Below are 26,152 nucleotides of genomic sequence, written 5' to 3'. Positions count from 1 at the left end.
CAGTGCAGGTTGATCAGGTAGGGCGCCAGCATGTGCACGTTGACCATCTGTTGGAACGCAGCCGCCTCGTCTCCCGCACTGTCCGCGATCCAGGCCGACGCGTTGTGGACGATGGCGCGCAGCTGCGAAGTCTGCGCCTTGAGCGCATCGATGAACGCTAGAATACCAGCCTCGCTACCGAAGTCGGCATGGATGGTGACCGCCCCCATCTCGCGCAGATGAGCGACGGTTTCGCGCTCCTGACGGTAGCTGATGATGACTGGCTGACCTTCGCCCAACAGGCGTTCGGCGCAGTGCAGGCCGATGCGCTGGCTCGCACCGGTGATGAGGATCGGGTGGGGCATGTGGCGGGCTCTTCGTCGGCAGGTTGCTGCGCTGATTTATACCACAAAGCGCAGCAGGGCCGGCCGATCAGGCCACTTTGGCCTTGGGCAGCGGGGCGCGGGCCGGGGTGGCGTGCAACCAGTTGCGCAGCAGGCGCGTGGACAAGGGAATGAAGAAGAACACCATGATCGGGGTCAGAGCCAGGGTGCTGAGCATGATTCTGGGCACCAGGCTGATCTCGTTCAGCACGTGGCCGAACAGGAAGTTGAAGATCAGCGACACCGGAAAGAACGCCAGCCAGATGGCCACGGCCTGTTTCCAGCGCGGTGGACGCTGCAGGCCGCTGTCGCCGAACCAGCCTTCGGTGCCGCTGACGCGGTGCACATGGGGTTGGGCGAACAGGTCGCTGCCACGGCCCAGCCACGAACGACGGGAAGCCGAATGCTCCCAGGCATGCAAGGTGGTTTCATCGGCGAAGCGGAAGATGATCTGGAATTCGTCGTCGCCTGGCGCGGGGGCCAGAACGCCAGAACCCAGGTAGCCCGGAAAGTCGGTGGCAAGCTGTTCGCCTTCATGCAACCAGGCGATCAGGTCCTGATATTTGCCATCGGCCACGCGGCGCGCGACCATCAAGGTAACGGGGGAGGTAGACATTGTGTATCTCCAGACAGTCTGGTGCTCCGGGTAGGAGCCTCCATCGAATGCAGCGCCGGGGTGGTGGGCCGCATTTGGAATCAAGCAAGTATTATTCCCGAAAACGGTCGGTTGCACATCTACCTTCCGTTGGTTCATCCGCAAACCTCTATGTACCCACAGCGGTTACACTGTCGGTTCATGTTCCTGGCAGCGGTTGACTAGCAATGAGCGAATCCGGCACCCGATTGCCTGGCGTGCAAGATGCAGCGCTGGACGAGCTGTACCCCATTCGCGAGGTGGCGCGACTGACCGGAATCAATCCCGTCACGTTGCGTGCCTGGGAGCGTCGCTATGGCTTGGTGCAGCCAACACGCACCGAAAGCGGGCACCGTTTGTACTCGTTGGCCGATATCGAGGAGGTGCGCAGCATCCTGGGCTGGATCGAGCGCGGGGTGGCGGTGAGCAAGGTCGGCAAGATTCTCGCCCGTACCCAGCAGACCGAAGCACCACCGCCCAGCGCCCGCGACGAGCCGGGTGAATGGCAGCAGTGGCAGGAACGGGTCCGCCAATGCGTGCGCGAATTCGCCGAACCCAGGCTCGATCAGGTCTATGGTCAGGTGTTTTCCAGTTACCCGCTGGCCGTGGCCTTCGAGCAGGTGCTGATGCCGGTATGGCAGGAACTGCTCGTGCACCAGGGCCACTTCGGCCAGGCCAGCGAATGGATCTTCCTCGATACATTCCTGCGTGCGCGCACGCTGCAACGCCTGCGCCTGACTGCCGATCAAGGACAGGACAGCCGCGTGGTGCTGGTGGCCATACCCGATCAGTGCCGCGAACTCGAGCTTCAGGTGACCGGCCTGCTATTAAGCGGACCGCAAGTGGACGTGCAGTTGCTGGGCTTGGGCCAGCCGCTCGAAGAGCTGAGCCTGGTCTGCGAAAAACTCGCCCCACAGGCGCTCGTGCTGTTCTCCAACCGCCCGCCGGCGCCGGCGCTGATCCGGCAGTTGAAGCGATTGAACAACGCCTTGAGTTGCCCGCTGCTATTGGCCGGTGAGCTGTCCGAGACGGTTCAGGAAAGCCTTCAGTCTCCGGAAATCGTGTGTCTGGGCAGCGATGGGCGCCTGATGCAGCGGCGTCTGCAGCAGTACCTGGCGGGCCATCTGGACAGCTGATTGGATCGGCGTCAGCTATGAAGTTGCGGATGCACCAGACGGTGCTGCTGCAGGATGAACTGACGCAGCGATTCGATCGCCCGGGCGTCGCTCTGGCTGAGGCGGTAGGCGAACAGGCCGTGCTCGGTTTCGCGAATCATCGAGCCGCGCAACGGAATCGGCGCGTAGCCTTCAGGCGTGAACCACAGCTGGAACCTGACCGGCGCCTTGGCCCCATGGCGGGCCTCGAGCAGGGCGCCCTTGAAGGAAATGTCGCGAACCCAGAAGTCGCTGTCACGTCCTTCGCCATCGCGCAGCACGATGGGTTGGGTCAGACTCAACCGCCATGGACGCAGCATCGGCCCGTCTTCATAGATACTCGGCGCCCCCAGTTCCAGATGGGCCGCCTGAAAATCGTCCTCCACGATCTGCAGCGGAAAACTGATCTGCTGATTCTCCAGGTGCGCCTCGATGGTGACCTGCTCATGGGAGGCCAGGCGCATCAGCAGCTCGCGCACCTGCGGCCCACCCTTCACCGAAACATTGAGAAGGGTATCGCGCACGTTGAGCTGCGGATTGGCCTGCATGGCCCGCAGGAAATCCAGCTCGTCCTGGGTCAGCAATACATCAGGCGGCATGGCGCACGCTCGCGGTGAATGAAAATTCGATGAGGCCTCGAAAAATGTTCATCGTCGTCACACTGGACTCGAAGGGGCAGAAGTTTCGAGTTCGGCGACGCGTCGTTGCAGCGCTGCAACCTGCTGTTCCAGTTCGACGATACGCTGCTGCGCCGCGACCTCGCGGCTGACATCCTTCTGGATCCCAATGTAGTACATCAGTTGGTCACTTTCGTTATGGACCGGCGTGATCGACAGCTCATTCCAGAAACAGCTGCCGTCCTTGCGATGGTTGCGCAGCACCTCGCGGCACGCCACGCCCTGATCGATCGCCTCGCGCACGCGCCGACGGGCCGGCTGGTCACGATCGTCACCCTGCAACAACCGGCAGTCCTGGTAGAGCATTTCCAGCGAGCTATAGCCGGTCATGCGTTCGAAGGCCGGATTGACGTAGATGAGGATATTGTCCTCGCCTTCCTGTTCGGCGACGACGATGCCGTCGTTCGACGCATCGATCACCCGTTGCAGCAGCTTTGCATTGATCATGTGAGAGGTTCCCTACCGTACAGCCTAGTCTAATTCATACGGGCCGCAGGAGGAGGACCAGAGCGCCAGATCTTGCCTTTCAATGCGCGAACGGGCTGTTAAGATCATGCCTTTTAATGGTTCGAGACAGTCATCATGAAAGTTGCCATCCTCAGCGGTTCGGTCTATGGCGCGGCCGAGGACGTCGCTCGGCATGCCGAACAGCTGCTCAAGCGACAGGATATCCAGGCCTGGCACAACCCCAGAGCCACTGTGCAGGAGATTCTGACGTTCGCACCCCAGGCGCTGCTGGCGGTGACGTCGACCACTGGAATGGGGGAACTGCCGGACAACATCATGCCGCTGTACGCTCAGTTGCGCGACGAGCTGCCGGCGGCATTGCGCGGATTGCCCGGTGGCGTCATTGCACTGGGCGACTCCAGCTACGACCTCTATTGCGGCGGTGGCGAGCAGATGCGCGAGCTGTTCGCCGAACTGGGCATCCATGAAGTGCAGGGCATGCTGCGCCTGGACGCCAGCGAAACCGTCAACCCGGAAACCGATGCAGAACCCTGGCTGGCGCAGTTCGTGGAAGCGCTGCGCAGCTGACCATCAGTCCTGCTCGGCGCTGTCGGCCGTGGCTGTGAGCAGCTCGTTCAATGCATCGGGCTGGCTCTTGAACGCCTTGGCGAAGATGTCGCGGTTTTTCGCCATGTAGATCCCGGCGTCTTCGACCTGCTTGTCGTCGAGCGACGGCACGGCTTTCTTCAGGACGTCTGCGAGCAGCTCGGCCAGTTCGAGCATTTTGTCGTGACGATCGGCTTCAGCTTTGTCCATAAACAGGCGCTCCAGATCTCGGCTGCTGCGGTATACCACTTCGACGGCCATTGACCACCTCATATGCCTAGGGGAATTTGGTTCAGTACAACTACTGTTCGTTTATACAGTGCAAAGCATAAGGCAAATCTCGGCGCTTGAACAGCCGTGCCGACGAGGTGCCCTGCGACAGTCTGGCTGCTTCTCATCAGCCGGGGCTGGCCCTTATGCTGCATGCGCTAAACGAGCATAGGCGTTCGGGCGCCGCTCTCAATCGGTTCGCACAAGGAACATAGGCAATGAAATGGGCTGAAAAGCTTCGAGGGAGCCTGCACGCTCAGGCCGATTCGCTGGGCAATCTGTGCGTGGAGTCTTTCCACTACCTGGCACTGTTCGGGATCGGTGCCATCACCGCCTGGGCGGCCGTCAGTGCTTTTCTGGGAATGGTGGAGAAGGGCAGCGTAAGCGTGGATGACATCCTCTTGCTGTTCATCTACCTGGAGCTGGGTGCGATGGTGGGGATCTATTTCAAGACCAACCACATGCCCATCCGCTTTCTGCTGTACGTGGCAATCACCGCGCTGACACGCCTGCTGATCGGCGATGTCTCGCACCATAATGCACCGGATGTAGGCATCATTTATCTGTGCGGCGGAATCCTGCTCCTGGCGTTCGCCATCCTGGTGGTGCGCTACGCCTCGTCGCGCTATCCGTCGGTGAAAGAGAAATCGGACAGCTAGGCCGAACAACGGTCTATCAGAGGCTGGCGGACACCGGTGCGGTCTGCGTGGTGGCAGCGTGAAGGGCCGGCTTGCTGCCCAGCTTGTCGACGTTGCCGGCATCGGTCATTGCCGCCAGCATCTGCATGGCGCTGCCGCCTTGCTCGATGGCCATGCCGAACTTGATGCTTTCGATCAAGCGGCGCATGCGCTTGGGGTCGTTGCGCTGTTCGGCGGTGATCATCCGCTTGGCGGCGACACCTCGCTCGTTGGACAGGGTCAGCATGATGCTGCCATCCAGGCGCTGGATGCTCAAGTTGACGCGGTATTCGGGCTGGAACGCGTCGCTCAGGGCTTGGAATGGATTATCCATGAGGTACTACCTATCATAGTCGAACTTTGTTAATGGACTGGACGATTAGTTGCTGGTTCCAGACCGCTGGTCGGCTTCATACTTCATCCTTTGCTATATGTAACCGCTGTTTACTTCGCTGCCATTCGATGTAGCAATCGCCGTGCCCGGATCATGAAACTTATTTACAGGCAATAAAAAAGGCGAGCTCGTGGCTCGCCTTTTTTCGTAGGGCAGGACTCAGGACTTGCTGTTGAGCACCTGCTCGTTTTCCAGAAACTCCTCTTCGAGCAGCGCCTCGTTCGGGCCGTCGGGGATGGTCTGCGTGTTGGCTGCACGCTTATTGCGCAGCCTGCCGAACAAATGCTCCAAGGCATGGCTGAGCTTCTCGGCAGCGCCGTCGATCGCCAGCTCCAGCGTTTCTGCCTTGTGGGTCACGGAGATGGGCTGATGCCCCTTTGGACGTGCTTCCATCTGGCAGCGCATGTCGTCAGGACCGGATTTCTGGCCATTTTCGTCGGCCAGATGGACCTCCACGCGGGTGAGGTCTTCCTGGTAATGCTCGACTGCGCCTTCCACTACGGTGCGTACCCACTCCTGCAGGCGGGCGTCGCCTTGAATATGGTTATCGCTATTGACCTGGATCTGCATAGTTCATCCCTTATTCGGCTTTCTCGCTTGAGATTCGATGACTGATTATCATCGCCTCTTGAAGTACAAGGTCAGGGAGTTGAAGAAACAATTCAACCCCTTGATGAAGATAAATATTCAGTAACTTTTCCGAACTTTTCATGAAATAAGTGCGAAGCCTGATATTTCTGGTCCTGCGGAGACGGCCCGCGTCCCGCCGCCGCGGGGGATGCACCTGTAGCAGGGGCTGGCCGACGCCCTCAGAAGGCGACCGAGGTCTGCACGTACACCGTGCGTGGCTCACCCACGTACTTGCCCTTGTTGTTGTCGTCGAAGGAGCGGGTGTAGTACTGGTGGTTGAAGATGTTCTTCACACCTACCGCCACGTTGAGGTCGGACAGCTGCGGCCCGAAGTCGTAGCCGGCGCGGCTGCTGAAGAGCATGTAGCCGGGAATGCGTCCGGTGCTGCCATCGGCGCTTTCGGCCTGGGTGTTGGCGTTGTCGGCGAACTGGCTGCTCTGGTAGGTGCTGTCCAGGTCGAGCTTCCAGGGGCCTTGGGTGTAACCGATGCCCAGGGTGCCCTTGTGGCGTGAGGAAAACGGTACGCGGTTACCCTTGTTCGGCCCATCTTCGCGGATGGTCGCATCCACGAACGCATAGCTGGCGTGGACGTCGAAGCCGGCCAGGGCCGGGCTCAAGTCGTCCAGGGCGTAATTGATGCTGGTCTCGATGCCCTGATGCCGGGTTTCGCCACGCGCGATCACGGTGTCGTTGGTCTGGTTGCTGTCGTACTGGTTATCGAAGTTGATCAGGAATGCGCCGATTTCCGCACGCAGGTTGCCGTTGTCATAGCGTGTCCCCAGCTCCCAGGTGCGGGCCTTTTCCGGTTTCACTTCGCCGCCGGTCACGCGGTTGGGCATCTGGCTGTATTGCACGCTGCCGAACGAGCCTTCGGTGTTGGCGTACAGGTTCCAGTTTTCGTTGACGTGGTAGAGCACGTTCAGCGCCGGCAGGGCGGTGGTGTAGTCGCCCTGGTATTTGACGTTGCTCAAGTTGTTGGTCTGCTGCGAGTCGATCATCTCGTAGCGGATGCCCGGTGTGAACGTCCAGCGGCCGATGTCGATACGATCGTCGATGTAGAGGGCGTGAGCTTGGGTGCCGCCGCGGGTGTCGCGGTCGTTGCGGCTGTCGGTGCTCGGCAGTTGCTGGTTGGCGCTGATCGGTGTGCGGTAGCGCAACTCGTGGCCCGCCTCGCTGATGTAGCGGTAGCCCACGCTCATCTCGTGCTGGGTCTGGCCCAGATCGAAGCCTTGGGAGAAGCGTGTTTCCACACCCCGTACCCAATACTCGCGAGGCGACAGCGAGAGGAAATTGCCCTGGTCCAGGTAGCCACTGCGCAGGGTCTTGGTGAAGAAGGTGTTGGCGGTGAACTCGCGGCGATCTTCCTGATAGCGATAGCCGAAATTGACCATGGTGCGCCGGCCCCAGAACTTGTCGTAGCGGCGGGTCGACTGGTAAGGGTCGGCCTTGTAGTCGGCCGCGCTGAGGCCGCCGGGCATGTCGGCTTCACCTTCGTAGTACTGGGCCTCGGCATTGAGGCTGTTGGCTTCGTCGATCTGGTACTTGCCCTTGAGGATCAGGTCGTCGATCTGGGTATCGCTGTGTTCGCGCCAGTCACTGCCGCGCACGCCGGAGTAGAGGAGGGCGCCGCCCAGGCCGTTGTCGGCGGTGCCACCTGCCAGCAGGTTGCCCGTGGTCTTCAAGCCGTCCTGGCTCGACGAGGGGCTGACCTGGGTCTGGAACCCCCCTTTCACGGTCGGAGCATCGGGAATGGCACGGGTCACGAAGTTAACGATGCCACCGACGTTCTGCGGGCCATAGCGCACGGCGCCGCCACCGCGGACCACGTCGACGGCGTCCATGTTGCCCATGCTGACCGGTGCGAACGACAGCTGCGGCTGGCCATAGGGCGCAAACGGCACCGGGATGCCGTCCATCAACACCGTGGAGCGGGTCGCCAGCCGTGGGTTGAGTCCACGGATGCCGAAGTTCATCGCCATGTCATGGCTGCCCGTGCCGTTGTTCTGCGGCGCGTTGACCCCCGGTATGCGGTTGAGAACCTCACGCGCGCTGGTGGCGCCGCTGCGTTCGAAGTCTTCGCGACGCACGACGTCGCGCGCGCCGGGGTGTTCGAAGACGTTGGTCTGCTCGGCGGCGCCGAGCCAGTCGCCCACCACGCTCGAGGCGCCCAGCTCGACGGCGGCACCGGGACTGCCGGGTTGTGCCAGTGAGGCGGGCTCCAGGCTGTAGGCACCGTCACCCAGAGCGCGCGCCTGCAGGCCCGTGCCTTCGAGCAGCACCGCCAGTCCCTGTTCCACGGTGTACGCGCCTTGCAGGCCAGGGCTGGGCTGGTCTGCCAGGGTGGTCGAGCCGAACGAAATCAGCACGCCAGCCTGACGGCCAAACTGGGTGACCGCGCTTTCGACCGAGGCGGGTGCTATCTGGTACTCGCGAGTGGTGCCATCGGCGGCTACGGCGTGCGGCAGTTGAGCAACGCTCACGGCAGTGCCGAGCAACAGGCAGCGCAGGGCGCGGGCGAGCGGGGTGGGCAGGTTGGACATGCGGCGTTTCCAGGCAGAATGATGGGAGAGTTACCCTGTCTGTCACGCGACCAAGGCAAAACGGCTCACGAAAGATGTAAAAAACTTTCGGCAGCGTACGGGTGACTAGACGCGGGCTTGCACCGTGACCCAATAGCGGGTGAAACGGCGGACTTTCACCGGCAATGCGGCCTCCAGCGAATCGAGAATCCTCTCGGTGTCGCCCAGGGGGAAACTGCCCGACAGCAACAGGTTGGCCACCGACGTGTCGCAGTCCAGTTGGCCACGGCGATAGCGGCCCACTTCGGCCAGGAAGTCGCCCAGGCGCATGTGTGCGGCGATCAGCATGCCGTCGACCCACGCACCGCTGTTGGCGTCCAGTGGCCGCGCGGCAGTGAAACGCTGGCGATCGAACTCGACTTGCTGGCCGCCGGCCAGGCGCAGCGGACCGCCCTGCAACCCTGTGGGCTCAATGGCGAGCGCACCACGCAAGGCCTGTACCTGGGTGCTGCCCGGCAACTGGCGAACGTTGACCTGCGCGCGGTCAGCGGTCACCAGCCCCTGATCGGTGCTGATGCGCAAGGGCCGTGCATCGGCCCCTGCGGTGAGCATGATTTCGCCTTCGAGCAGGCGGATCAAGCGCTGACCTGCGTCGAAGCGTACGTCCACCGCGCTGGTGGTGTTGAGGTTGATTCGGCTGCCGTCGTCCAACTGCAACTGGCGACGCTGGCCCAGCGGGCTGCGATAGTCGGCCACCAGCGGCGGCAGCCAATGCTGTTGACGCAGGGCCAAGGTGGTTGCCCCAGCCATCCCGAGCAGGAGGAGCGTCTTGAGTGCGCGCCGACGGCCTGGCGAGTAGGGCGAGCCCACGGTGGCCTGCGCCAAGGGACCGGGCAGGCAGGCAAATTGTTGATTGACCCCTTGGATATGCTCCCAGGCGCGGCGGTGTTCGCCGTCGGCGTGCAGCCATCGCTGCCACGCCTGCTGCTGCCGCGGGTCGAGCGCCCCCTCCTGCAGTTCAAGCCACCATTGCACGGCCTGCTCGGCCACGTGTGGGGAAAACGTGCGCGCCTCGTTCACAGTGCGAAGTAGCAGCGCATGGCTGCCTTGTGCAGGTAGCGCTTGACCGTGGCCAGGGAAATGCCGAGTTCGTCAGCGATGTCCTGGTAGCCCAGGCCTTCGACCTGCGCCAGCAGAAAGGCGCGCTTGACCAGCACCGGCAGGCCATCGAGGAGAGCATCAAGGTCCAGCAGGGTCTGCAGGATGATCGCTCGGTGCTCTTCGCTGGGCGCGAGCGGCTCAGGCATCTGGCTCAGCGCTTCCAGATAGGCACGCTCCAGATCCTGACGGCGGTAGTGATTGAACAGCACACGCTTGGCGACTGTAGTGAGAAAGGCGCGGGGCTCGCGGATGGGAGCGATTTCACGCGCACTCAACAGGCGCATGAAGGTGTCCTGGGCAAGGTCGGCGGCATTGTCCGGACAGCCCAGGCGGCTGCGCAGCCATTCGGTCAGCCAGCGGCGATGAACGAGGTAGAGGCCCTCGACCGATTGCGAGGCAGGGGAAGTCACAGCGGTCACCGCGAACACTCCGGCGCCATGGGGTGCGCAGCAGAATAAGAATTGTTCGTATCTTACGGGTGTACCCGTAGTTGGGCAAGCCAGCACGCACCGCACGGGTCCGGAAAAGCGTTGCAATGCACGATAAATGCCAGTGATCTTTGCACATGAGAATATTTATCATTATTATCAGCGCGATTGCGCGATGCATCCGTACGTTCGAAGGTCATTCATGAGAAGCAGAATCGGCGGGGTGTCGACCTCGTATCGTTGGGCCGTGGCCTCCCGTGTCATAGCTGCCGTCTTTGGCGGTTACGTGCTGGCGGCCCTGGCGAGCGTGTGTATCGCCTGGCTGTTGCCCATGGCGCGCGGCGAAGCCGTGGTCAGTGCCATGATGCTGTCGTTCCTGGTGTACCTGGTGGCCGTGCTCTGGTGCTTCGCCTCGCACAGCGCCAGCCGGGCCTGGATCGGCCTGGCCAAGCCAGGTCTCGTCCTGGCCGCGCTGGCGGCGCTTCTGCACTGGCAGCATCTGCCGTGAGAGAGGGCTTTCGCCAGGCGATGGCGTGGCTGCATACCTGGGCGGGGCTGGTGTTCGGCTGGCTGCTGTTCGCCATTTTCCTCACCGGAACCCTGTCCTATTTCAAGGACGAGATCAGCCACTGGGCCCAGCCCGAAGTGCCGGTGCGCGCAGTCGATGCCCGTGCCAGCCTGGCGCAGGCGCAGGCCTACCTGCAGGCCAACGCCGGGCAGTCGCCACGCTGGTTCATCAGCCTGCCGGATGCCCGCGAGCCCGCGCTCTCGGTCATGTGGCAGGATCCGAACAAGAGCGGGCGCGGTGCCTTCACCCGTCATACGCTGGACCCGCAGACCGGCCAGCGCGTCGAGGCACGCGACAGCCGCGGCGGCGACTTCTTCTACCGCTTCCACTACCAACTGCAGATGGGCTATCCCTGGGGGCGCTGGCTGAGCAGTCTGGCGGCGATGGTCATGCTGGTGACGCTGGTCACCGGGATCATCACCCACAAGAAGATCTTCAAGGAGTTCTTCACCTTTCGTCCCGGCAAGGGCGCGCGTTCCTGGCTCGACGGGCACAACGCAATCGGCGTGCTGGTGCTGCCCTTTCACCTGATGATCACCTACAGCAGCCTGGTGATCTTCATGACCATGCTCATGCCAGCGAGCATCGTCAGCCGCTACGATGGCGATACCCAGGCGTTCTTCAACGAAATCTATCCCGGCAATCAGCGGTTGGCCGCCGCGGGGCAGCCCGCGCCGCTGGTGGATCTGAGCGTGCTGTACGAGCGTGCGCTGCAGCAATGGCCTGGAGGCCGGATTGGCCGCGTCGCGGTGCAACTGCCGGGCGATGCCAATGCCCAGGTCCAATTCAGCCGTCATGAGGGTGATACCGTGAGCCGTGACGCGGGGGCGGCGATCACCTTCGCCGGCTCCACGGGTGCGGTACTTGAACTGCCGCGCGACAGCGCCACGCCGATGGTCGTGGCAGGCACCTTCTATGGCCTGCACATGGGCCTGTTCGCCGGGCCCGTGTTGCGCTGGCTGTATTTCTTCTGCGGCCTGGGCAGTACCTTGCTGATCGGCACGGGGCTGGTCATGTGGTTGGGCAAGCGTCAGCTCAAGCACGCCCGCAGCGGTGTGCGGCCCTTCGAGCTGCGCCTGGTCGAGGTGTTGAACGTCGCCGGCATGGCGGGGCTGGTGTTGGCGGTTGCAGGCTTCCTGTGGGCCAACCGGCTGCTACCGGCGACCTATCCGGAGCGTGCCGGTATCGAGGTCGACAGCTTCTTCATCGTTTGGCTGCTGAGCATCGTGCATGCCGCTGTGCGCACTGGCAGCAAGGCCTGGATCGAGCAATTGGGCCTGGCAGCCATTGCCTTGGCAGGGCTGCCGTTGTTGAGCCTGCTGACCACCGACCATGGCCTGCCGACGTCCATCGCTGCGGGCGACTGGGTGCTGGCCGGCGTCGATCTCAGTGCCCTGGGGTGCGGTCTGGTGCTGGCCTGGGTGGTCATGAAGATCCGGCGTCGCACTGCTCTGGCAGCGTTGCCGATCGCACGCGCGGCACGTACGCGTGCGTCTACGCCCAGAGAGGTGCACTGATGTTGGCAGCAGGCCTGCTCAGCTATGCCGGTTTCAGTGCCTTGTGCCTGGCCATGGAGCGCCATCACCAGGAAATGCTCGGGCGGCGGCCCAGCCCGTCGCGCAAGGTGCAGCTGCGGGTCGCGGGTTGGGCGCTGCTGGCTCTGTCGCTGTGGGTCTCGGTGCTCAGCGCTGGCTGGGCGATGGGGCTGGTGCGCTGGACGGCGGTGTTGATGGGCAGCGCGGTGTTTCTGGTGTGGTTGCTGCCGTACCGGCCCCGCTGGGCGCTGGTACTGGCAGCCGCGGGCCTTTTGCTCGGACTGCTGGCGGCTGCGGCACGCTGGTAGCGTCCGCTGTTCGACACTGTGTTTTGGCGCTGCCGTCAGGTAAAGGCCAGGCGATACTCGCCCGGCGACACCCCGCCTGCCTGGCGAAATCGGTTGCTGAAATGGCTGGCACTGGCGAAGCCACAGGCCAGCCCCACCTCACCCAATGGCAGCGGCGTCTGGCGCAGCAGCGAGCGGGCACGAGCGATCCGCCGAGCCAGCACGTACTGGTGCGGTGGCAAGCCGAAGCTGGCACGAAACATCCGCGCGAAGTGGTACTCGGACAAGCTGCACAAGGCCGCCAGTTGGCCCAGGCTCAGCGGCTCGGCCAGCTGCGCTTCGATGAAGTCACGCAGCAGGCGCCGCTGATGAGGTGCCAGTCCACCCTTGAGCCGTAGCTGCAGGCGCGCGGACACTTGGCTGAGCAGGGCATGGGCGAGCATTTCATGGGCCAAGGTGCTGGTCAGCACACGCTCGCCCGGCTCGGTCCAGTTGAGCGCGATCAAGCGCGCAAAACGCTGCGCCTGCACCGGATCTTCCAGGAACGTGTTTTCCCGCAGCTGCATTTCCCGCGGCTCGCGGTCCAGCAGGGTCACGCAGCCCAGCGCGAACTGTTCTGCGCTGAAATACAGGTGGGCGAGACGAATGTCGCCGTTGATGACCCATGCCGACTCATGCCCAGCGGGCAGGATGCACTGCTTGCCGGGCGCGCCTTTCTCCCACGGTCGATCGCGGCGAAAGGTACCCGTGCCGCCGCCGATGTAGCAGGACAAGGTGTGATGGGTCGGCGCCTGATATTCCTGGGCGTCGTGATGGTTGCGCCACAACGCGGCCACCATCGAATCGCCCAGCTCGGCGCTGTGCTCGAGGCGCGCGTGGCGCGAGTTGTGTAGCGCCTGAAACACTTGCAGGTTCAGCAAAGCCGTCATGATCGATACCCCCGTGCCCATGGTACTGCGTCGCGCACGGGCCGCCAGTACGGTGACGGAAAAAGCGCAAGTTTGTGCAAGTCGTCAGCGGCCGCCGCTCGGACAATGCGCCTCTGACCCAGGAGGGCATCGCCATGAATCTATCGCTGTATCTGCTTACCGTCTTGATCTGGGGAACGACCTGGATTGCGCTCAAGCTGCAACTGGGCGTGGTCGAGATTCCCGTATCCATCGTCTACCGCTTCGGCCTGGCCGCGCTGGTGCTGTTCGCGATCCTGCTGGCCACGCGGCGGCTGCAAGTCATGAACCGTCGTGGGCATCTCATCTGCGTGGCGCAGGGGCTGTGCCTGTTCTGCGTGAACTTCATGTGTTTTCTCACCGCCAGCCAATGGATCCCGACCGGGCTGCTTGCGGTGGTGTTTTCCACGGCCAGCTTGTGGAATGCGCTCAACGCACGGATCTTTTTCGGCCAGCGGATCACCGCTAACGTCATCGGTGCAGGGGCTTTGGGCTTTCTCGGTCTGGGTCTGTTGTTCTGGCCCGAGCTCTCGGCTCACGACGCCAGCCCGCAGACCTTGCTTGGCCTCGGGTTGGGGCTGTTGGGTACGCTGTGTTTCTCGGCGGGCAACATGCTCTCCAGCGTGCAGCAGAAAGCCGGGCTGCGGCCCTTGACCACCAACGCCTGGGGCATGCTGTATGGCGCTCTGCTGCTCACCGGCTATTGTCTGTTGCGAGGCACGCCTTTCGGCATGGAGTGGAGCCTGCGCTACGTCGGCTCGCTGCTGTACCTGGTGATACCCGGTTCGGTGATCGGCTTCACGGCCTACCTGACTCTGGTAGGGCGCATGGGCGCCGACCGCGCCGCCTACTGCACGGTGCTGTTTCCCGTGGTGGCGTTGAATGTCTCGGCGTATGCGGAAGGCTATCAATGGACCGCGCAGGCGCTCGGCGGGCTGGTGCTGGTGATGCTGGGCAACGTGCTGGTGTTCCGCAAGGGCAGCAGACCTGCGACGCCTGCGCCGATGGCGACGCAGGGCGCTCAGGTTAACGGTACCCAGGTACGGGTGCGGACTAACCCTTGAAGGTCTGCGGATTGACCAGGTCTTGAGGCCGCTTGCCGAGCAAGGCGGCGGTCAGGTTGTCGATGGCGCGGTTAGCCATGGCGTCGCGAGTCTGAGCCGTGGCCGAGCCGATGTGCGGCAGCGTCACGACGTTGCCCAGCTCGAACAAAGGCGATTCGGCCAGGGGTTCCTTCTCGTAGACATCCAGGCCGGCACCGCGCAGGGTGCCTTCACGCAGGGCCTGCACCAGCGCCGCTTCATCGACCACCGGTCCGCGAGAGATGTTCACCAGAATGGCACTCTTCTTCATCTGCGCCAGCTCGGCCGTGCCGATCATGTGCCGGGTCTTGTCGCTGAGTGGCACCACCAGGCAGACGAAATCGGCTTCGGCCAGCAGTTGCTCGAGGCTGCGAAACTGCGCGCCCAGCTCTTGTTCGAGTTCGGGCTTGCGACTGTTGCCGCTGTACAGGATAGGCATGTCGAAGCCCAGGTGGCCGCGGCGTGCCACGGCGGCGCCGATATTGCCCAGGCCGACGATGCCCAGGGTCTTGCCGTACACATCGGTGCCGAACTGGTCGGCACCGACACTGGCTTTCCAGTTGCCGGCCTTGGTCCACGCATCCAGTTCGGCCACGCGCCGCGCGCTGCTCATGATCAGCGCGAAGGCCAGGTCGGCCGTGCTCTGGGTCAGCACGTCGGGCGTATTGGTGAGCATGATGCCGCGTTCGTTGAAGTAGCCGACGTCGTAGTTGTCGTAACCCACCGAAACGCTGGAGACCACTTCGAGCAGGGCGGCATCGGCCAGTTGCTTGCGGCCCAGCGGTCGACCGGCGCCAATCAGGCCATGGGCCTTGGGCAGGGCTTCGTTGAATTGCGCGGCGATGTCACCGGCCTTGGGGTTGGGCACGATGACGTCGAAATGGGCTTCGAGCCGCTCGACCATGGCGGGGGAAATGCGGCTGAACGCGAGGACGGTTTTTTTCATTGGGGTTGTGCTCGTCGGGAGGTGAATGTGAGCACGCTAACATTCCCGATCGAGCAGAAACAATCCCGCGTCAGTTGGCGATCTGCAGGTCGAAGGTCTGCAGGTCGGCGTCGTGGGCCGCGAGGATGTCGGGCAGCGAACCGCGCAGGTATTCCACCCAGGTCTTGATCTTCGCGTCCAGGTACTGCCGGGACGGGTAGATGGCGTACAGGTTCAGCTCCTGCAGACGGTACTCGGGCAGCATGCGCACCAGGGTGCCGTTGCGCAGGCCGTCGATGGCCGCGTAGATGGGCAATACGCCCACGCCCATGCCACTGCTGATGGCGGTCTTCATGGCGTCGGCCGAATTGACCTGGAACGGCGCGTTGCTGATGTTGACCATCTCCTGGCCGTCGGGACCCTGGAACAGCCACTTTTCCAGCTGCACCACCGGGCTTACCAGGCGCAGACAGGCATGTTCGCGCAGATCGCCGGGCGTGCGCGCCGAGCCGTTCGCCTTCACGTATTCGGGAGAGGCGCAGACGATGCTGTAGGTGATGCCCAGGCGTTGCGACACGAACCCGGAATCCGGCAGCTCGCTGGCCAGGACGATGGACACGTCATAGCCTTCGTCGAGCAGGTCGGGTACGCGGTTGGCCAGGGTCAGGTCGAAGGTCACGTCCGGATGGGTGCGCCGGTAGCGCGCGATGGCGTCGATCACGAAGTGCTGGCCGATGCCGGTCATGGTGTGCACTTTCAACTGCCCCGAAGGCCGTGCATGGGCGTCGCTGGCTTCGGCTTCGGCTTCCGCGACATAGGTCAGGATCTGCTCGCAGCGCACCAGGTAGCGTTTGCCGGCTTCGGTCAGCGCGATGCGCCGGGTCGTGCGGTTGAGCAGGCGGGTTTGCAGGTGTGCTTCGAGGTTGGACACCGCGCGCGATACGTTGGCGGTGGTGGTGTCCAGTTGTGCGGCGGCGGCGGTGAAACTGCCCGCTTCGGCCACGCAGGTGAACGCACGCATGTTTTGCAAGGTGTCCATGATTCGGTCTCTGGTTCGACGGACAAATTGTCGCATGAAGCCACAATTATACAGAAGGATTATCACCGGTTCGGTAATAAAGAATCGCAGGAAATCCAGCTTATCGGCGCCCCGAAGCGGCCCTAGAATGCCGGTCCAGACCCCTCCGCAGTTCGACCTCTCCCGGAAATCGCCGCAGTGCCCCGCCGCCTCATCGAAGAGCTGAAAATCCTCAGTGTCTGGACCTTTACCCTGGCCTTGACCGGCTGCATCGGCACCGCCGGTATCGCCCCTCGCAGCGAAACGCTATCGGCCGACGCGCTGGCCACCGATGCCGCCATTCAAACCGCCGCCCAGGACGCGCAATGGCCGCAGAGCCAATGGTGGCGCGCTTATGGCGACCGGCAACTCGATGATTGGGTCAACCTGGCCTTGCTGGGCAGTCCGAGCATGGCCATCGCCGCCGCACGGGTGCGCCAGGCCAAGGCGCTGGCGGGTGTGGCGGAGTCCGTCGAGTCGCTGCACATCGACGCCAGCGCCGCGCTGAAACGCCACAACTGGCCGGCCGATCCTTTCTACGGGCCGGGCGACCTGTCCGGGCAGACCACCTGGGACAACAATGCCGGCCTGGGCTTCACCTATGCCCTGGACCTGTGGGGGCGCGAACGCAGCGCCAGCGAGCAGGCCCTCGACCTGGCTCACATGAGCGCCGCCCAGGCGCGCCAGGCGCAGTTGGAATTGGTCAACAACGTGGTGCAGGTGTACATCCAGCTGTCGTTGCACTACGCCCAACGCGACATCGTGCAGCGCACGCTGGCGCAGCAGGAGCAGATCCTGGAACTGGCGCAACGGCGCCTGCACGGTGGCCTCGGGACGCACCTGGAAGTCAGCCAGGCCGAGGCCCTGTTGCCCGAGACGCATCGGCAGGTCGATGCCCTGGACGAACAGATTGCCCTGGCGCAAAACCAGCTGGCGGCCTTGGCTGGCAAAGGGCCGGGGCAGGGCAGCCAACTCCAGCGCCCGAGCCTGTCCCTGCAGGCCCCGCTCGGCCTGCCGTCCACGCTGCCGGCGCAATTGCTGGGCCAGCGGCCGGACGTGGTCGCCAGTCGCTGGGCGGTGGCCGCGAACGCTCGGGGTATCGAAGTCGCTCATGCCGGCTTCTATCCCAACGTGGACCTGGTCGGCAGCCTGAGCTACCTGGTCACCGGCGGCGGCATGCTCGAATTTCTGGCCGGACGCAAGCTGGCCTACAACGTCGGGCCCGCCCTGAGCCTGCCTATCTTCGATGGCGGCCGGTTGCGCGCGCAGCTGAGCGATGCCTCGGCCGGCTACGATCTGGCCGTGGCGCGCTACAACCAGACTCTGGTGGAAGCGCTCAGGCAAATCTCCGATCAACTGATCCGTCGTGCCTCGATGGACAAGCAGCAGGCCTTCGCCGACGAATCGGTGGCCGCAGCGCAGCACAGCTACGACATTGCCCTGATCGCTTACCAGCGGGGCCTGACCGGCTATCTTGAGGTGCTCAACGCCCAGACCCTGCTGTTGCGCCAGCAACAGGTCGAGCAACAGGTGCAGGCCGCGCGACTGGCGGTCCATGCACAATTGGTCACGGCATTGGGCGGCGGTCTGGGGGCAGGTGCCGACGCCCCTGATGCCGAACGTCTGCACGCACCCAAACCATTGGCGGTGATCGATCGATGATCACCTGGCTGGGCCGCCTGCAATGGCGCCGAGGTTTCTTCGAGTGGGCACGCAGTGATGGCGTCACCTGGGTCTACATCTTCAAGGTGTTGCTGGCCGCGTTCACCACACTGTGGCTGGCCATGCGCCTGGAGCTGCCACAACCGCGCACGGCGATGATCACCGTGTTCATCGTCATGCAGCTGCAAAGCGGGCATGTCTTCGCGAAAAGTTTCTACCGTCTGCTGGGTACCCTGGCGGGCTCGGCGGTCACGGTGGTATTGATCGCGCTGTTCGCCCAGAACACCGAGCTGTTCCTGCCCAGCCTGGCACTGTGGGTCGGCCTGTGCTCGACCGGCGCAATGCGCTGCCGCAACTTCCGCGCCTACGGCTTCGTCCTGGCTGGGTACACGGCGGCGATGGTCGGTCTGCCGGCGCTGGCCCACCCGGACGATGCCTTCATGGCAGCAGTCTGGCGGGTGCTGGAGATTGCCCTGGGCATTCTGGTTTCCACAGCAGTCAGCGCGGCGATTTTTCCACAGTCGGCCAGCGCGTCGATGCGCAATGCCTTGTATCAGCGCTTTGCCGTCTTCGCCCGATTCGTCACCGACGGCCTGCGCGGGCACAGCGCCCGTGAGCAGTTCGAAGCCGGCAACGTGCGCTTCATCGCCGAGGCCGTGGGCCTGGAGAGCCTGCGCAGCGTGACCGCCTTCGAAGACCCGCACATGCGTCGGCGCAACGGTCGGGTCAGCCGTCTGAACAGTGAGTTCATGGCCGTGACCACCCGTTTCAATGCATTGCACCAGTTGCTCGAACGTATCCGCGCGCGTGGCCATGGTGATGTCGTGACCGCCATCGAGCCGGCATTGCAGGCATTGGCGCAGGTACTGGACGATTTTTCCGGGCAGGCGCTGACCGACGCCGATGCCGCGCGCCTGGCTCAGCGCATGGCCTTGTACAAGGACGCGCTGCCGGCCCAGGTGCGCAGCCTGCGCGAGGTGTTCGAACACAACGGCCCGGACGATGAAGACCTGCTGGATTTCCATACCGCGTTCGAGTTGCTCTATCGTTTTGTCGAAGAGCTGCACAGCTATGCCCAGACTCACGCCTCCCTGGTCGAGCATCGGCATGCCCGAGAGCGCTGGGACGAGCCGTATCGTTCACAGACCAACTGGCTGGCCAGTGCCGCCGCCGGCATTCGCGGTGCGGTGGTGTTGCTGCTGCTGGGCAGCTATTGGATCGCCACGGCCTGGCCCAGCGGGGCGACCATGACCCTGGTCGCCGCCGCCACCGTCGGCTTGTCGGCCGCCTCGCCGAACCCGCGGCGGATGTCGTTTCAGATGGCTTGCGGCACCTTGCTCGGGGCGCTGGTCGGCTTCTACACGACCTTCTTCGTATTGCCCTGGATCGACGGTTTCGCGCTGCTGTGCCTGACGCTTGCGCCAGTGCTGACGCTGGGCGCCTTTCTTGCCTCGCGGCCGCGCTTCGTCGGTTACGGGCTGGGCCTGCTGATCTTCTTCTCCATGGGCTCGGTGCCCGGCAACCTGACCCAATACGATCCGTATGCGTTCATCAACGACTACATCGGCATGGTTGTGGGCATGCTGTTCTGCGCCGCCGCCGGGGCGATCATCCTGCCGCCCAACAGTCGCTGGATGTGGCAGCGCCTGGAGCAGGACCTGCGTTCCCTGGTGGTGTTCGCCATCAGCGGCAAGCTGCGCGGCCTGGGTTCGGCCTTCGAGAGCCGCAGCCGCGACCTGCTGCACCAGGCGTACGGTTTGGCAGCCGGACAGCCAAAGGTGCAGCGCAACCTGCTGCGCTGGATGTTCGTGGTCATGGAGGTGGGACACGCGATCATCGAACTGCGCCGCGAGCAGGAGCGCTTGCCGGTGCATCCGGCCTACGCCCCCTGGCAGCCCTGGCGCCAGTCGATCCGGGTCATGGGGCGCGCGCTGATGCGCCTGTTCATCCAGCCCCAGGAGGGCAATCTGCAGCGTGCCATGGCGGCGGTCGAACAGGCCATTCATCTGGTCAGGAACACCGATGAACCCTTCGCCCGACATTTCGACACCTCGGCACTGCGCCGAGTCCAGAGCTACCTGCACTTCATCCGCAGTTCGTTGCTGGACCCGCAATCGCCACTCGCCGAACTGGCCGCTCCAGGAGCCGACCATGCCCCGTGAAATCGCTTTCCATGGCCTGTACATGCCGACCATGACCCTGTTGTTCGTGATCGCCGCCGGTATCGCCTGGGCCTTCGATCGGCTGTTCGCCAGCCTGGATCTGTACCGTTTCTTCTGGCACCCGGCGCTGCTGCGCCTGAGCCTGTTCGTCTGTCTGTTCGGCGCCATGGCGCTGACTGTCTACCGTTGAGAACCGCGCAATGAAAAAGTTTTTCAGTCTGTTGGCTACCCTGTTGGTGCTGGGGCTGGCGATCTTCATCGGTCGTCAATTATGGGTGCACTACATGCAGACACCCTGGACCCGTGACGGGCGCGTGCGCGCGGACATCATCAACGTCGCCGCCGATGTGTCCGGCTACGTGACGGCGGTGCCGGTGCGCGACAACCAGCGCGTGCGCAAGGGCGACGTGCTACTGCAGATCGATCCGGCCCACTACCGTCTGGCCGTCAAGCAGGCCCAGGCGCTGGTGGCGTCGCGCAAGGCTGCCTGGGAAATGCGCAAGGTCAATGCCAGCCGCCGTGCCGACCTGGATGAGCTGGTGATCTCCAAGGAAAGCCGTGAAGACTCCAGCAACGTCGCGGCCTCGGCCCTGGCCGACTATCAACAGGCCGAGGCGCGCCTGGAGGCGGCGCAGCTGAACCTGGATCGCACCCGCGTGCTTGCGACCGTGGATGGCTACGTCACCAACCTCAACGTCCATGTCGGCGACTATGCGCGAGTGGGCGAAGCGAAGCTCGCCGTGGTCGACGAGCATTCGTTCTGGGTCTACGGCTTCTTCGAGGAAACCAAGCTGCCCCACGTGCATGTGGGGGATCCAGCGCAGTTGCAGATGATGAGCGGTGAAACCCTCACCGGCCACGTGGAAAGCATCTCGCGCGGCATCTATGACCGCGACAACCCGCAGAGCCGCGAGCTGATCGCCGACGTCAACCCGACTTTCAACTGGGTGCGTCTGGCTCAGCGAGTGCCGGTGCGCATCCAGCTGGACCCGGTACCCGACGGCATGCTGCTGGCAGCGGGCACGACGTGCACGGTGATCGTCACGCCTGCTGCGCCCTGATTATTGAGAGAAGCTGCCCTGGAGGCGTTCGGCTCGAAATTCCAGGGTCTGCGGGCGGTAGCCGGGACGCAGCGGTGGCAGCGGCAGGCAGTCCTGCCAATCCGCGCCGGCCTGCAGCTCACCAGGGCCGCGGTAGCGGGGAGCGGTGTAGAGGTTTTCTGCCAGGTTGACGGTCTGGCCAGGAGCGTAGGCCGCGATCTGCCATTGCAGCTCGACCATGGGGACGCTGTTGCCATTGTTCAGGTTCAGGCGCAACGGACGGTCGGCGGGGCAGCCTTGCGGATCGAAGGTGATGCGCATTTCCAGCCGGGCCAGGCGATGGGCTTCGCGCGTGTCGCTCATGATGACCCACAGCGCGAGCAATGCCAGGGCGAACACGGCGGCGCCGGAGATCGGCAGCGCCTTGGAGGGATAACGGATCAGCAGGATGACCCAGGAAATGATCAGAAAGATGCCGATTAACATGACTGCCAGCCTTGGTGAAGAAGTGGGGCGTATCGTACAGAACGTTCGCGTGTCTGTGAAAACCACGCCCGCACAGGCTCAGTCGTCGGGCTGATCGCGCAGGAACACCAGGTGGTCGGGACGCGACTCGTCGGCACTGTAGCGATAGCCTTGACGGTCGAACCCCTTGAGCTGCGCCGGGTCATGGATCTTTTCGTCGATCACGAACCGGGCCATCATGCCGCGGGCTTTCTTGGCGTAGAAACTGATGATCTTGTATTGGCCATTCTTCAGGTCCTTGAAGTCGGCGGTGATCAGGCGCGCCTGCAGGGCCTTGCGTTTGACGGCAGAGAAGTACTCGTTCGACGCCAGGTTGAACAGCACGTCGTCGCCTTGCTCGGCCAGCGCCTGATTGAGCCATTCGCTGATACGCTCGCCCCAGAACGCGTACAGGTCCTTGCCGCGGGCATTGGCCAGCTTGGTGCCCATTTCCAGCCGATACGGCTGCATCAGGTCCAGGGGGCGCAGCAGGCCGTAGAGTCCCGACAGCATGCGCAGGTGTTTCTGCGCGTAGTCGAAACCGGCTTTATCCAGCGTCGTTGCATCCAGGCCGGTGTAGACGTCGCCCTTGAAGGCGAGCAGCGCCTGCTTGGCATTGTCGGGCGTGAAGTCGGGGGTCCAGCTGCCGAAGCGTGCAGCGTTGAGTCCGGCCAGCTTGTCGGAAAGGTGCATGAGCTCGGCAATCTGCGCCGGGCTGAGTTCGCGCAGCTGTTCGATGAGCACCTGGGAGTGGTCGAGAAACTCAGGCTGGGTGTAGCGCTGGATGACCGGGGGGGTATCGAAATCCAGGGTCTTGGCGGGGGATATCACCATCAGCATGCAAAGGTTCTCCTGTGGGCGTCGGTAAATTCTGGAGCAGTGCCGGCACCTCGTCCACCCTTAAGCGTAGGGGCATCCAGATGGACCGCAGCGACCCCGGACGCGGCTCGCGCCGCTGCTACAGGGGATCGCGTGTGCCGTTGGTATGGCGCTCCTCTGTAGCAGCGGCGCAAGCCGCGTCCGGCCACACCGCGAACCCTCTGGCACCCCCCCCAACCCCCCACCGTATTGACGCCACCGATCCCGCTCCGCCACAGTGCCCGGAAAAAAAGGAAACCCGCGCATGGACTACGCACTCATCGACTGGAGCATCATGCTCCTGGCCATCGCTGCCGCCTACATCGTCTTCGGCATCGCCGGCTTCGGCACGGCCATGGCGGCAGGCCTGTGGATCGGGCGTCGTCTGACCCTGCGCATGTCCCGCGAGGCCTTCGTGCGGCTGGTGACCTGGCTGGTGCTGGCCAGCGGCCTGGCGCTGCTGTACCGCTATTTCAATCCTTGACCTGCGCCCGCAGGGGGCTATCCTGCCGGTTTTGCGTACCGTCGGGCCTTTGCATGAACACTCAGAACATCCTCGTTCCGCGCCTCTCCACCTTGCCGGTGCACGAGCCCCGTGCGCGGGCGATCCTGCGCTGGCTGGTACGCAAGGAGATCGTCGAGGAACAACTGAGCACCTGCGGTCGCAACGGCAATCGCATGGCCTACGCCATCGGACCGGGTGCCCGAATCGTCGTCGAGCAGCCGGACCTGCTGCCCTATGGGCAGCCCGTCAATGGCTTGGAAGTGGTCACCGACCGCTGCATCTTCACCCCCATCGATGGCTTCCTGCACGAGGCCGGCTGCCCGGAATGCCGCCAGGAAGTCGGTGAGGCCCTGTTCGACAGCCTCGAAGAATGGATGCCCGGCCTCACCGACAACTTCACCTGCCCCCTGTGTGGCCATGAGGACGACATCAACGGCTTCCTGTTCCTGCAACCCTGCGCGTTTTCCAACCTGGGGTTCATCTTCAACAACTGGGGGCAGACGTCCTTCAAGCCGGCGTTCATCGCCGAATTCGCCGACTGGCTCGACCAGCCGATCGCGCAGGTGCTGGTGAAGTTCCAGGACAATTGATCGCCAGGCCATCTTTGCCTTTCTTGTGGGGGCATGTGTGGGTATAATGGCGCGCTTCCATTTTCCCGCTCGGGAGCCCCCGCATGCTGCGTATCAGCCAAGAAGCCCTGACCTTCGACGACATTCTCCTAGTGCCCGGTTATTCCGAAGTACTGCCCAATGAAGTCAGCCTCAAGACCCGTTTGACCCGAGGCATCGAGTTGAACATCCCGCTGATTTCCGCGGCGATGGACACCGTGACCGAAGCTCGCCTCGCCATTGCCATGGCTCAGGAAGGCGGCATCGGGATCATCCACAAGAACATGACCATCGAGCAGCAGGCTGCCGAAGTGCGCAAGGTCAAGAAGTTCGAGGCCGGCGTGGTCAAGGATCCGATCACCATCGAGGCTGATGCCACCGTTCGCGATCTGTTCGAACTGACCTCCCTGCACAACATCTCCGGCGTCCCGGTGCTGCACGACGGCAACCTGGTCGGCATCGTCACCTCGCGTGACGTGCGCTTCGAAAACCGCCTGGAAATCCCCGTCCGCGAAGTGATGACGCCCAAAGAGCGCCTGGTCACCGTCCGCGAAGGGGCCGACAAGGAGCTGGTCCGCGACCTGCTGCACAAGCACCGCATCGAGAAAGTGCTGATCGTCGACGGCGAGTTCCACCTCAAGGGCATGATGACCGTCAAGGACATCGAGAAAGCCAAGGCCTACCCGCTGGCGAGCAAGGATGACCAAGGTCGTCTGCGCGTCGGCGCGGCCGTCGGTACCGGCAAGGACACCGGCGAGCGCGTCAGCGCCTTGGTTGCAGCCGGCGTCGACGTGGTCGTGGTCGACACCGCCCACGGTCACTCCAAAGGCGTGATCGACCGCGTGCGCTGGGTCAAGCAGAACTTCCCCGACGTCCAGGTCATCGGCGGCAACATCGCCACCGGCGAGGCTGCCAAGGCCCTGGCCGAAGCGGGCGCCGATGCGGTCAAGGTCGGCATCGGCCCAGGCTCCATCTGCACCACCCGTATCGTCGCCGGTGTCGGCGTGCCGCAGATCAGCGCTATCGCCAACGTCGCCGCTGCCCTTGAAGGCACCGGCGTGCCGTTGATCGCCGACGGGGGCATCCGCTTCTCCGGTGACCTGTCAAAGGCCATCGTCGCCGGTGCCTACTGCGTGATGATGGGCTCGATGTTCGCCGGTACCGAAGAAGCGCCGGGCGAGATCGAACTGTTCCAGGGGCGTTCCTACAAGGCCTACCGCGGCATGGGCTCGCTGGGCGCCATGTCCCAGGCCCAGGGCTCCTCGGACCGTTACTTCCAGGACTCCTCGGCCGGTGCCGAGAAGCTCGTGCCCGAGGGCATCGAAGGCCGTGTCGCCTACAAGGGCGGCCTGTCGGCGATCATCCATCAGTTGATGGGTGGCCTGCGTTCTTCCATGGGTTACACCGGCAGCGCCGACATCCAGGAAATGCGCACCAAGCCCGAGTTCGTCCGCATCACCGGCGCCGGCATGGCTGAATCCCACGTCCACGACGTGCAGATCACCAAGGAAGCGCCCAACTACCGCGTGGGCTGACCCCGGTAGCCCGCCTGCCGCCTGGTACCGGGCGGCGGGCGGACATTCAATCTAGCGGGGCTGTTCACTACAGCCCCGTGTTGTTTCCGAATACATCTGACGAGAATGAGTCATGGCCCTCGACATTCACGCCCACCGTATCCTGATCCTCGATTTCGGTTCCCAGTACACCCAGCTGATCGCCCGCCGCGTGCGCGAAATCGGCGTGTACTGCGAGCTGCACCCGTTCGACATGGACGATGAAGCGATTCGCCAATTCGCCCCGCGCGGCGTCATCCTCGCCGGTGGCCCCGAGTCGGTCCACGAAGCCAACAGCCCGCGCTGCCCACAGGCGGTGTTCGACCTGGGCGTGCCGGTCTTCGGCATCTGCTACGGCATGCAGACCATGGCCGAGCAGCTGGGTGGCAAGGTGGCCGGCTCCGATATGCGTGAATTCGGCTACGCCCGCGTCGACGTGGTCGGCAAGAGCCGCATCCTCGAAGGCATCGAAGACCACATCGACGCCGATGGCGTGTTCGGCCTGGACGTGTGGATGAGCCACGGCGACAAGGTCACCGAGATCCCCCAGGGTTTCCACGTGCTGGCCAGCACCCCGAGCTGCCCGATCGCCGGCATGTTCGACGACGACCGCAACTACTACGGCGTGCAGTTCCACCCCGAGGTGACCCACACCAAGCAGGGCGAACGCATCCTGTCGCGCTTCATCATCGACATCTGCGGTTGCGAAGCGCTGTGGACCCCGTCGAAGATCGCCGAAGACGCCATCGCTCAGGTCCGTGCCCAGGTCGGTACCGACAACGTCCTGCTGGGCTTGTCCGGCGGTGTCGATTCCTCGGTGGTCGCGGCCCTGCTGCACAAGGCCATCGGTGATCAGCTGACCTGCGTCTTCGTCGACAACGGCCTGCTGCGCCTGCACGA

Annotated in this window: 29 protein-coding genes and 1 pseudogene; 15 read left to right on the top strand and 15 right to left on the bottom strand. The window is 63.7% G+C overall.

The features are described from left to right. Together B2V21_RS16720 and B2V21_RS16715 are read right to left on the bottom strand one after the other, a co-directional pair. On the bottom strand, positions 1-344 hold a 344-nt coding region (locus B2V21_RS16720; protein WP_286917446.1), incomplete at its 3' end, for an SDR family NAD(P)-dependent oxidoreductase. Between the two features lie 67 nt (positions 345-411). After that, positions 412-978: an antibiotic biosynthesis monooxygenase gene (locus B2V21_RS16715; protein WP_049861229.1), complete on the bottom strand. Its 567-nt coding sequence runs from the start codon at positions 976-978 to the stop codon at positions 412-414. Positions 979-1,184: 206 nt separating this feature from the next. Here B2V21_RS16715 and B2V21_RS16710 point away from each other — a divergent pair, with 206 nt between their 5' ends. Beyond that, entirely contained in the window at positions 1,185-2,132 is a 948-nt protein-coding gene (locus B2V21_RS16710) for a MerR family transcriptional regulator (protein ID WP_286916058.1), read from the top strand. 11 nt (positions 2,133-2,143) lie between these two features. Here the strand turns inward: B2V21_RS16710 and B2V21_RS16705 are convergent, their stop codons facing one another. Together B2V21_RS16705 and B2V21_RS16700 are read right to left on the bottom strand one after the other, a co-directional pair. Beyond that, positions 2,144-2,749, bottom strand: coding sequence for a hypothetical protein (locus tag B2V21_RS16705; RefSeq protein WP_286916059.1), 606 nt, complete (start codon positions 2,747-2,749; stop codon positions 2,144-2,146). 57 nt (positions 2,750-2,806) lie between these two features. After that, positions 2,807-3,274, bottom strand: coding sequence for a PAS domain-containing protein (locus tag B2V21_RS16700; protein ID WP_049861232.1), 468 nt, complete (start codon positions 3,272-3,274; stop codon positions 2,807-2,809). Between the two features lie 135 nt (positions 3,275-3,409). On the opposite strand from B2V21_RS16700, the gene B2V21_RS16695 reads away from it, so the two are divergent. Beyond that, positions 3,410-3,862: a flavodoxin gene (locus B2V21_RS16695; protein WP_286916060.1), complete on the top strand. Its 453-nt coding sequence runs from the start codon at positions 3,410-3,412 to the stop codon at positions 3,860-3,862. 3 nt (positions 3,863-3,865) lie between these two features. Here the strand turns inward: B2V21_RS16695 and B2V21_RS16690 are convergent, their stop codons facing one another. Further along, positions 3,866-4,141 carry a YebG family protein gene (locus tag B2V21_RS16690; RefSeq protein WP_049861234.1) on the bottom strand — a complete coding sequence of 92 codons (276 nt, stop codon included), beginning with the start codon at positions 4,139-4,141 and terminating at the stop codon, positions 3,866-3,868. A 227-nt stretch (positions 4,142-4,368) separates the two neighbouring features. On the opposite strand from B2V21_RS16690, the gene B2V21_RS16685 reads away from it, so the two are divergent. Further along, positions 4,369-4,809 carry a phosphate-starvation-inducible protein PsiE gene (locus tag B2V21_RS16685; protein ID WP_049861235.1) on the top strand — a complete coding sequence of 147 codons (441 nt, stop codon included), beginning with the start codon at positions 4,369-4,371 and terminating at the stop codon, positions 4,807-4,809. Between the two features lie 16 nt (positions 4,810-4,825). On the opposite strand, the gene B2V21_RS16680 is transcribed toward B2V21_RS16685, so the two are convergent. The 5 genes from B2V21_RS16680 to B2V21_RS16660 all read right to left on the bottom strand — a co-directional run bounded on the left by B2V21_RS16680 (position 4,826) and on the right by B2V21_RS16660 (position 9,941). Further along, positions 4,826-5,161, bottom strand: a complete 336-nt coding sequence (locus B2V21_RS16680) for a DUF3509 domain-containing protein (protein WP_286917445.1) — start codon at positions 5,159-5,161, stop codon at positions 4,826-4,828. A 219-nt stretch (positions 5,162-5,380) separates the two neighbouring features. Beyond that, positions 5,381-5,791 (bottom strand): HPF/RaiA family ribosome-associated protein, encoded by a 411-nt coding sequence (locus B2V21_RS16675; RefSeq protein WP_056844163.1) that lies wholly within the window; start codon positions 5,789-5,791, stop codon positions 5,381-5,383. A gap of 239 nt (positions 5,792-6,030) precedes the next feature. Continuing rightward, positions 6,031-8,391: a TonB-dependent Fe(3+) dicitrate receptor FecA gene (fecA, locus tag B2V21_RS16670; protein WP_286917444.1), complete on the bottom strand. Its 2,361-nt coding sequence runs from the start codon at positions 8,389-8,391 to the stop codon at positions 6,031-6,033. A gap of 105 nt (positions 8,392-8,496) precedes the next feature. Beyond that, positions 8,497-9,405, bottom strand: a complete 909-nt coding sequence (locus B2V21_RS16665) for a FecR domain-containing protein (RefSeq protein WP_286917443.1) — start codon at positions 9,403-9,405, stop codon at positions 8,497-8,499. 41 nt (positions 9,406-9,446) lie between these two features. After that, on the bottom strand, positions 9,447-9,941 hold the full coding sequence (locus tag B2V21_RS16660; protein ID WP_286917447.1) for a sigma-70 family RNA polymerase sigma factor: 495 nt from the start codon (positions 9,939-9,941) through the stop codon (positions 9,447-9,449). Positions 9,942-10,161: 220 nt separating this feature from the next. On the opposite strand from B2V21_RS16660, the gene B2V21_RS16655 reads away from it, so the two are divergent. Genes B2V21_RS16655 through B2V21_RS16645 form a run of 3 tightly spaced genes read left to right on the top strand, consistent with a single transcriptional unit; the run spans position 10,162 to position 12,370 of the window. Continuing rightward, on the top strand, positions 10,162-10,467 hold the full coding sequence (locus B2V21_RS16655) for a DUF3649 domain-containing protein (RefSeq protein ID WP_192068792.1): 306 nt from the start codon (positions 10,162-10,164) through the stop codon (positions 10,465-10,467). Continuing rightward, positions 10,464-12,044 carry a PepSY-associated TM helix domain-containing protein gene (locus B2V21_RS16650; RefSeq protein ID WP_286917442.1) on the top strand — a complete coding sequence of 527 codons (1,581 nt, stop codon included), beginning with the start codon at positions 10,464-10,466 and terminating at the stop codon, positions 12,042-12,044. The genes B2V21_RS16655 and B2V21_RS16650 overlap by 4 nt, the downstream gene beginning before the upstream one ends. Continuing rightward, the gene (locus B2V21_RS16645) at positions 12,044-12,370 is read left to right on the top strand and encodes a DUF3325 domain-containing protein (RefSeq protein ID WP_049861242.1); all 327 of its coding nucleotides are present in this window, start codon (positions 12,044-12,046) and stop codon (positions 12,368-12,370) included. The genes B2V21_RS16650 and B2V21_RS16645 overlap by 1 nt, the downstream gene beginning before the upstream one ends. Positions 12,371-12,405: 35 nt before the next feature. On the opposite strand, the gene B2V21_RS16640 is transcribed toward B2V21_RS16645, so the two are convergent. Next, positions 12,406-13,278 carry a helix-turn-helix domain-containing protein gene (locus B2V21_RS16640; RefSeq protein ID WP_286917441.1) on the bottom strand — a complete coding sequence of 291 codons (873 nt, stop codon included), beginning with the start codon at positions 13,276-13,278 and terminating at the stop codon, positions 12,406-12,408. A 134-nt stretch (positions 13,279-13,412) separates the two neighbouring features. Here B2V21_RS16640 and B2V21_RS16635 point away from each other — a divergent pair, with 134 nt between their 5' ends. Further along, positions 13,413-14,360 carry a DMT family transporter gene (locus B2V21_RS16635; RefSeq protein ID WP_286917440.1) on the top strand — a complete coding sequence of 316 codons (948 nt, stop codon included), beginning with the start codon at positions 13,413-13,415 and terminating at the stop codon, positions 14,358-14,360. On the opposite strand, the gene B2V21_RS16630 is transcribed toward B2V21_RS16635, so the two are convergent. After that, the gene (locus tag B2V21_RS16630) at positions 14,350-15,324 is read right to left on the bottom strand and encodes a 2-hydroxyacid dehydrogenase (RefSeq protein WP_282347749.1); all 975 of its coding nucleotides are present in this window, start codon (positions 15,322-15,324) and stop codon (positions 14,350-14,352) included. The genes B2V21_RS16635 and B2V21_RS16630 overlap by 11 nt on opposite strands. A gap of 70 nt (positions 15,325-15,394) precedes the next feature. Next, positions 15,395-16,342: a LysR family transcriptional regulator gene (locus B2V21_RS16625; protein ID WP_049861244.1), complete on the bottom strand. Its 948-nt coding sequence runs from the start codon at positions 16,340-16,342 to the stop codon at positions 15,395-15,397. A gap of 177 nt (positions 16,343-16,519) precedes the next feature. Between B2V21_RS16625 and B2V21_RS16620 the strand changes: the two genes are divergently transcribed. From B2V21_RS16620 to B2V21_RS16605, 4 genes are read left to right on the top strand one after another with little or no spacing between them, the layout of a single operon-like run. Beyond that, positions 16,520-18,022 (top strand): efflux transporter outer membrane subunit, encoded by a 1,503-nt coding sequence (locus B2V21_RS16620; protein WP_286917439.1) that lies wholly within the window; start codon positions 16,520-16,522, stop codon positions 18,020-18,022. Then, the gene (locus B2V21_RS16615; protein ID WP_286917438.1) at positions 18,019-20,184 is read left to right on the top strand and encodes an FUSC family protein; all 2,166 of its coding nucleotides are present in this window, start codon (positions 18,019-18,021) and stop codon (positions 20,182-20,184) included. The genes B2V21_RS16620 and B2V21_RS16615 overlap by 4 nt, the downstream gene beginning before the upstream one ends. Next, on the top strand, positions 20,174-20,374 hold the full coding sequence (locus tag B2V21_RS16610) for a DUF1656 domain-containing protein (RefSeq protein ID WP_122742508.1): 201 nt from the start codon (positions 20,174-20,176) through the stop codon (positions 20,372-20,374). Before B2V21_RS16615 ends, B2V21_RS16610 begins: the two co-directional genes overlap by 11 nt. Before the next feature lie 10 nt (positions 20,375-20,384). Continuing rightward, positions 20,385-21,245: an HlyD family secretion protein gene (locus B2V21_RS16605; protein ID WP_286917437.1), complete on the top strand. Its 861-nt coding sequence runs from the start codon at positions 20,385-20,387 to the stop codon at positions 21,243-21,245. Here B2V21_RS16605 and B2V21_RS16600 read toward each other — a convergent pair whose 3' ends face one another. Further along, entirely contained in the window at positions 21,246-21,710 is a 465-nt protein-coding gene (locus B2V21_RS16600) for a multidrug transporter (RefSeq protein ID WP_282347746.1), read from the bottom strand. It lies immediately after the preceding gene. 78 nt (positions 21,711-21,788) lie between these two features. Next, positions 21,789-22,568 carry a peroxide stress protein YaaA gene (gene yaaA, locus B2V21_RS16595; RefSeq protein WP_286917436.1) on the bottom strand — a complete coding sequence of 260 codons (780 nt, stop codon included), beginning with the start codon at positions 22,566-22,568 and terminating at the stop codon, positions 21,789-21,791. A gap of 373 nt (positions 22,569-22,941) precedes the next feature. On the opposite strand from yaaA, the pseudogene B2V21_RS16590 reads away from it, so the two are divergent. From B2V21_RS16590 to guaA, 4 genes and pseudogenes are all read left to right on the top strand, one after another. Continuing rightward, positions 22,942-23,070 (top strand): annotated as a pseudogene (locus B2V21_RS16590) (sulfite exporter TauE/SafE family protein); the annotation flags it as partial. 53 nt (positions 23,071-23,123) lie between these two features. Next, on the top strand, positions 23,124-23,681 hold the full coding sequence (locus B2V21_RS16585; RefSeq protein ID WP_286917435.1) for a sugar ABC transporter ATPase: 558 nt from the start codon (positions 23,124-23,126) through the stop codon (positions 23,679-23,681). An 83-nt stretch (positions 23,682-23,764) separates the two neighbouring features. After that, a complete protein-coding gene (guaB, locus tag B2V21_RS16580) occupies positions 23,765-25,234 on the top strand; it encodes an IMP dehydrogenase (RefSeq protein WP_049861254.1) in 1,470 nt (489 codons plus the stop codon). 112 nt (positions 25,235-25,346) lie between these two features. Continuing rightward, positions 25,347-26,152, top strand: an 806-nt coding sequence (gene guaA / locus B2V21_RS16575; protein WP_286917434.1) for a glutamine-hydrolyzing GMP synthase, incomplete at its 3' end; no start/stop codon positions are given.

Origin of the sequence: Pseudomonas sp. UBA6276, assembly GCF_002438365.1 — a bacterium.
Taxonomy (GTDB): Bacteria; Pseudomonadota; Gammaproteobacteria; order Pseudomonadales; family Pseudomonadaceae; genus Aquipseudomonas; species Aquipseudomonas coleopterorum.
This window is presented reverse-complemented; position numbering and strand designations above follow the sequence as displayed.

Excerpts from the sequence above, each read along its gene's own strand:
- B2V21_RS16675 (WP_056844163.1), bottom strand. The coding sequence starts at position 5,791 with ATGCAGATCCAGGTCAATAGCGATAACCATATTCAAGGCGACGCCCGC.
- B2V21_RS16625 (WP_049861244.1), bottom strand. The coding sequence starts at position 16,342 with ATGGACACCTTGCAAAACATGCGTGCGTTCACCTGCGTGGCCGAAGCG.
- B2V21_RS16600 (WP_282347746.1), bottom strand. The coding sequence starts at position 21,710 with ATGTTAATCGGCATCTTTCTGATCATTTCCTGGGTCATCCTGCTGATC.
- yaaA (WP_286917436.1), bottom strand. The coding sequence starts at position 22,568 with ATGCTGATGGTGATATCCCCCGCCAAGACCCTGGATTTCGATACCCCC.
- B2V21_RS16695 (WP_286916060.1), top strand. The coding sequence starts at position 3,410 with ATGAAAGTTGCCATCCTCAGCGGTTCGGTCTATGGCGCGGCCGAGGAC.
- fecA (WP_286917444.1), bottom strand. The coding sequence starts at position 8,391 with ATGTCCAACCTGCCCACCCCGCTCGCCCGCGCCCTGCGCTGCCTGTTG.
- B2V21_RS16640 (WP_286917441.1), bottom strand. The coding sequence starts at position 13,278 with ATGACGGCTTTGCTGAACCTGCAAGTGTTTCAGGCGCTACACAACTCG.
- guaB (WP_049861254.1), top strand. The coding sequence starts at position 23,765 with ATGCTGCGTATCAGCCAAGAAGCCCTGACCTTCGACGACATTCTCCTA.
- B2V21_RS16705 (WP_286916059.1), bottom strand. The coding sequence starts at position 2,749 with ATGCCGCCTGATGTATTGCTGACCCAGGACGAGCTGGATTTCCTGCGG.
- B2V21_RS16685 (WP_049861235.1), top strand. The coding sequence starts at position 4,369 with ATGAAATGGGCTGAAAAGCTTCGAGGGAGCCTGCACGCTCAGGCCGAT.
- B2V21_RS16655 (WP_192068792.1), top strand. The coding sequence starts at position 10,162 with ATGAGAAGCAGAATCGGCGGGGTGTCGACCTCGTATCGTTGGGCCGTG.
- B2V21_RS16645 (WP_049861242.1), top strand. The coding sequence starts at position 12,044 with ATGTTGGCAGCAGGCCTGCTCAGCTATGCCGGTTTCAGTGCCTTGTGC.
- B2V21_RS16615 (WP_286917438.1), top strand. The coding sequence starts at position 18,019 with ATGATCACCTGGCTGGGCCGCCTGCAATGGCGCCGAGGTTTCTTCGAG.
- B2V21_RS16630 (WP_282347749.1), bottom strand. The coding sequence starts at position 15,324 with ATGAAAAAAACCGTCCTCGCGTTCAGCCGCATTTCCCCCGCCATGGTC.
- B2V21_RS16700 (WP_049861232.1), bottom strand. The coding sequence starts at position 3,274 with ATGATCAATGCAAAGCTGCTGCAACGGGTGATCGATGCGTCGAACGAC.
- B2V21_RS16585 (WP_286917435.1), top strand. The coding sequence starts at position 23,124 with ATGAACACTCAGAACATCCTCGTTCCGCGCCTCTCCACCTTGCCGGTG.
- B2V21_RS16605 (WP_286917437.1), top strand. The coding sequence starts at position 20,385 with ATGAAAAAGTTTTTCAGTCTGTTGGCTACCCTGTTGGTGCTGGGGCTG.
- B2V21_RS16680 (WP_286917445.1), bottom strand. The coding sequence starts at position 5,161 with ATGGATAATCCATTCCAAGCCCTGAGCGACGCGTTCCAGCCCGAATAC.
- B2V21_RS16610 (WP_122742508.1), top strand. The coding sequence starts at position 20,174 with ATGCCCCGTGAAATCGCTTTCCATGGCCTGTACATGCCGACCATGACC.
- B2V21_RS16635 (WP_286917440.1), top strand. The coding sequence starts at position 13,413 with ATGAATCTATCGCTGTATCTGCTTACCGTCTTGATCTGGGGAACGACC.
- B2V21_RS16710 (WP_286916058.1), top strand. The coding sequence starts at position 1,185 with ATGAGCGAATCCGGCACCCGATTGCCTGGCGTGCAAGATGCAGCGCTG.
- B2V21_RS16715 (WP_049861229.1), bottom strand. The coding sequence starts at position 978 with ATGTCTACCTCCCCCGTTACCTTGATGGTCGCGCGCCGCGTGGCCGAT.
- B2V21_RS16690 (WP_049861234.1), bottom strand. The coding sequence starts at position 4,141 with ATGGCCGTCGAAGTGGTATACCGCAGCAGCCGAGATCTGGAGCGCCTG.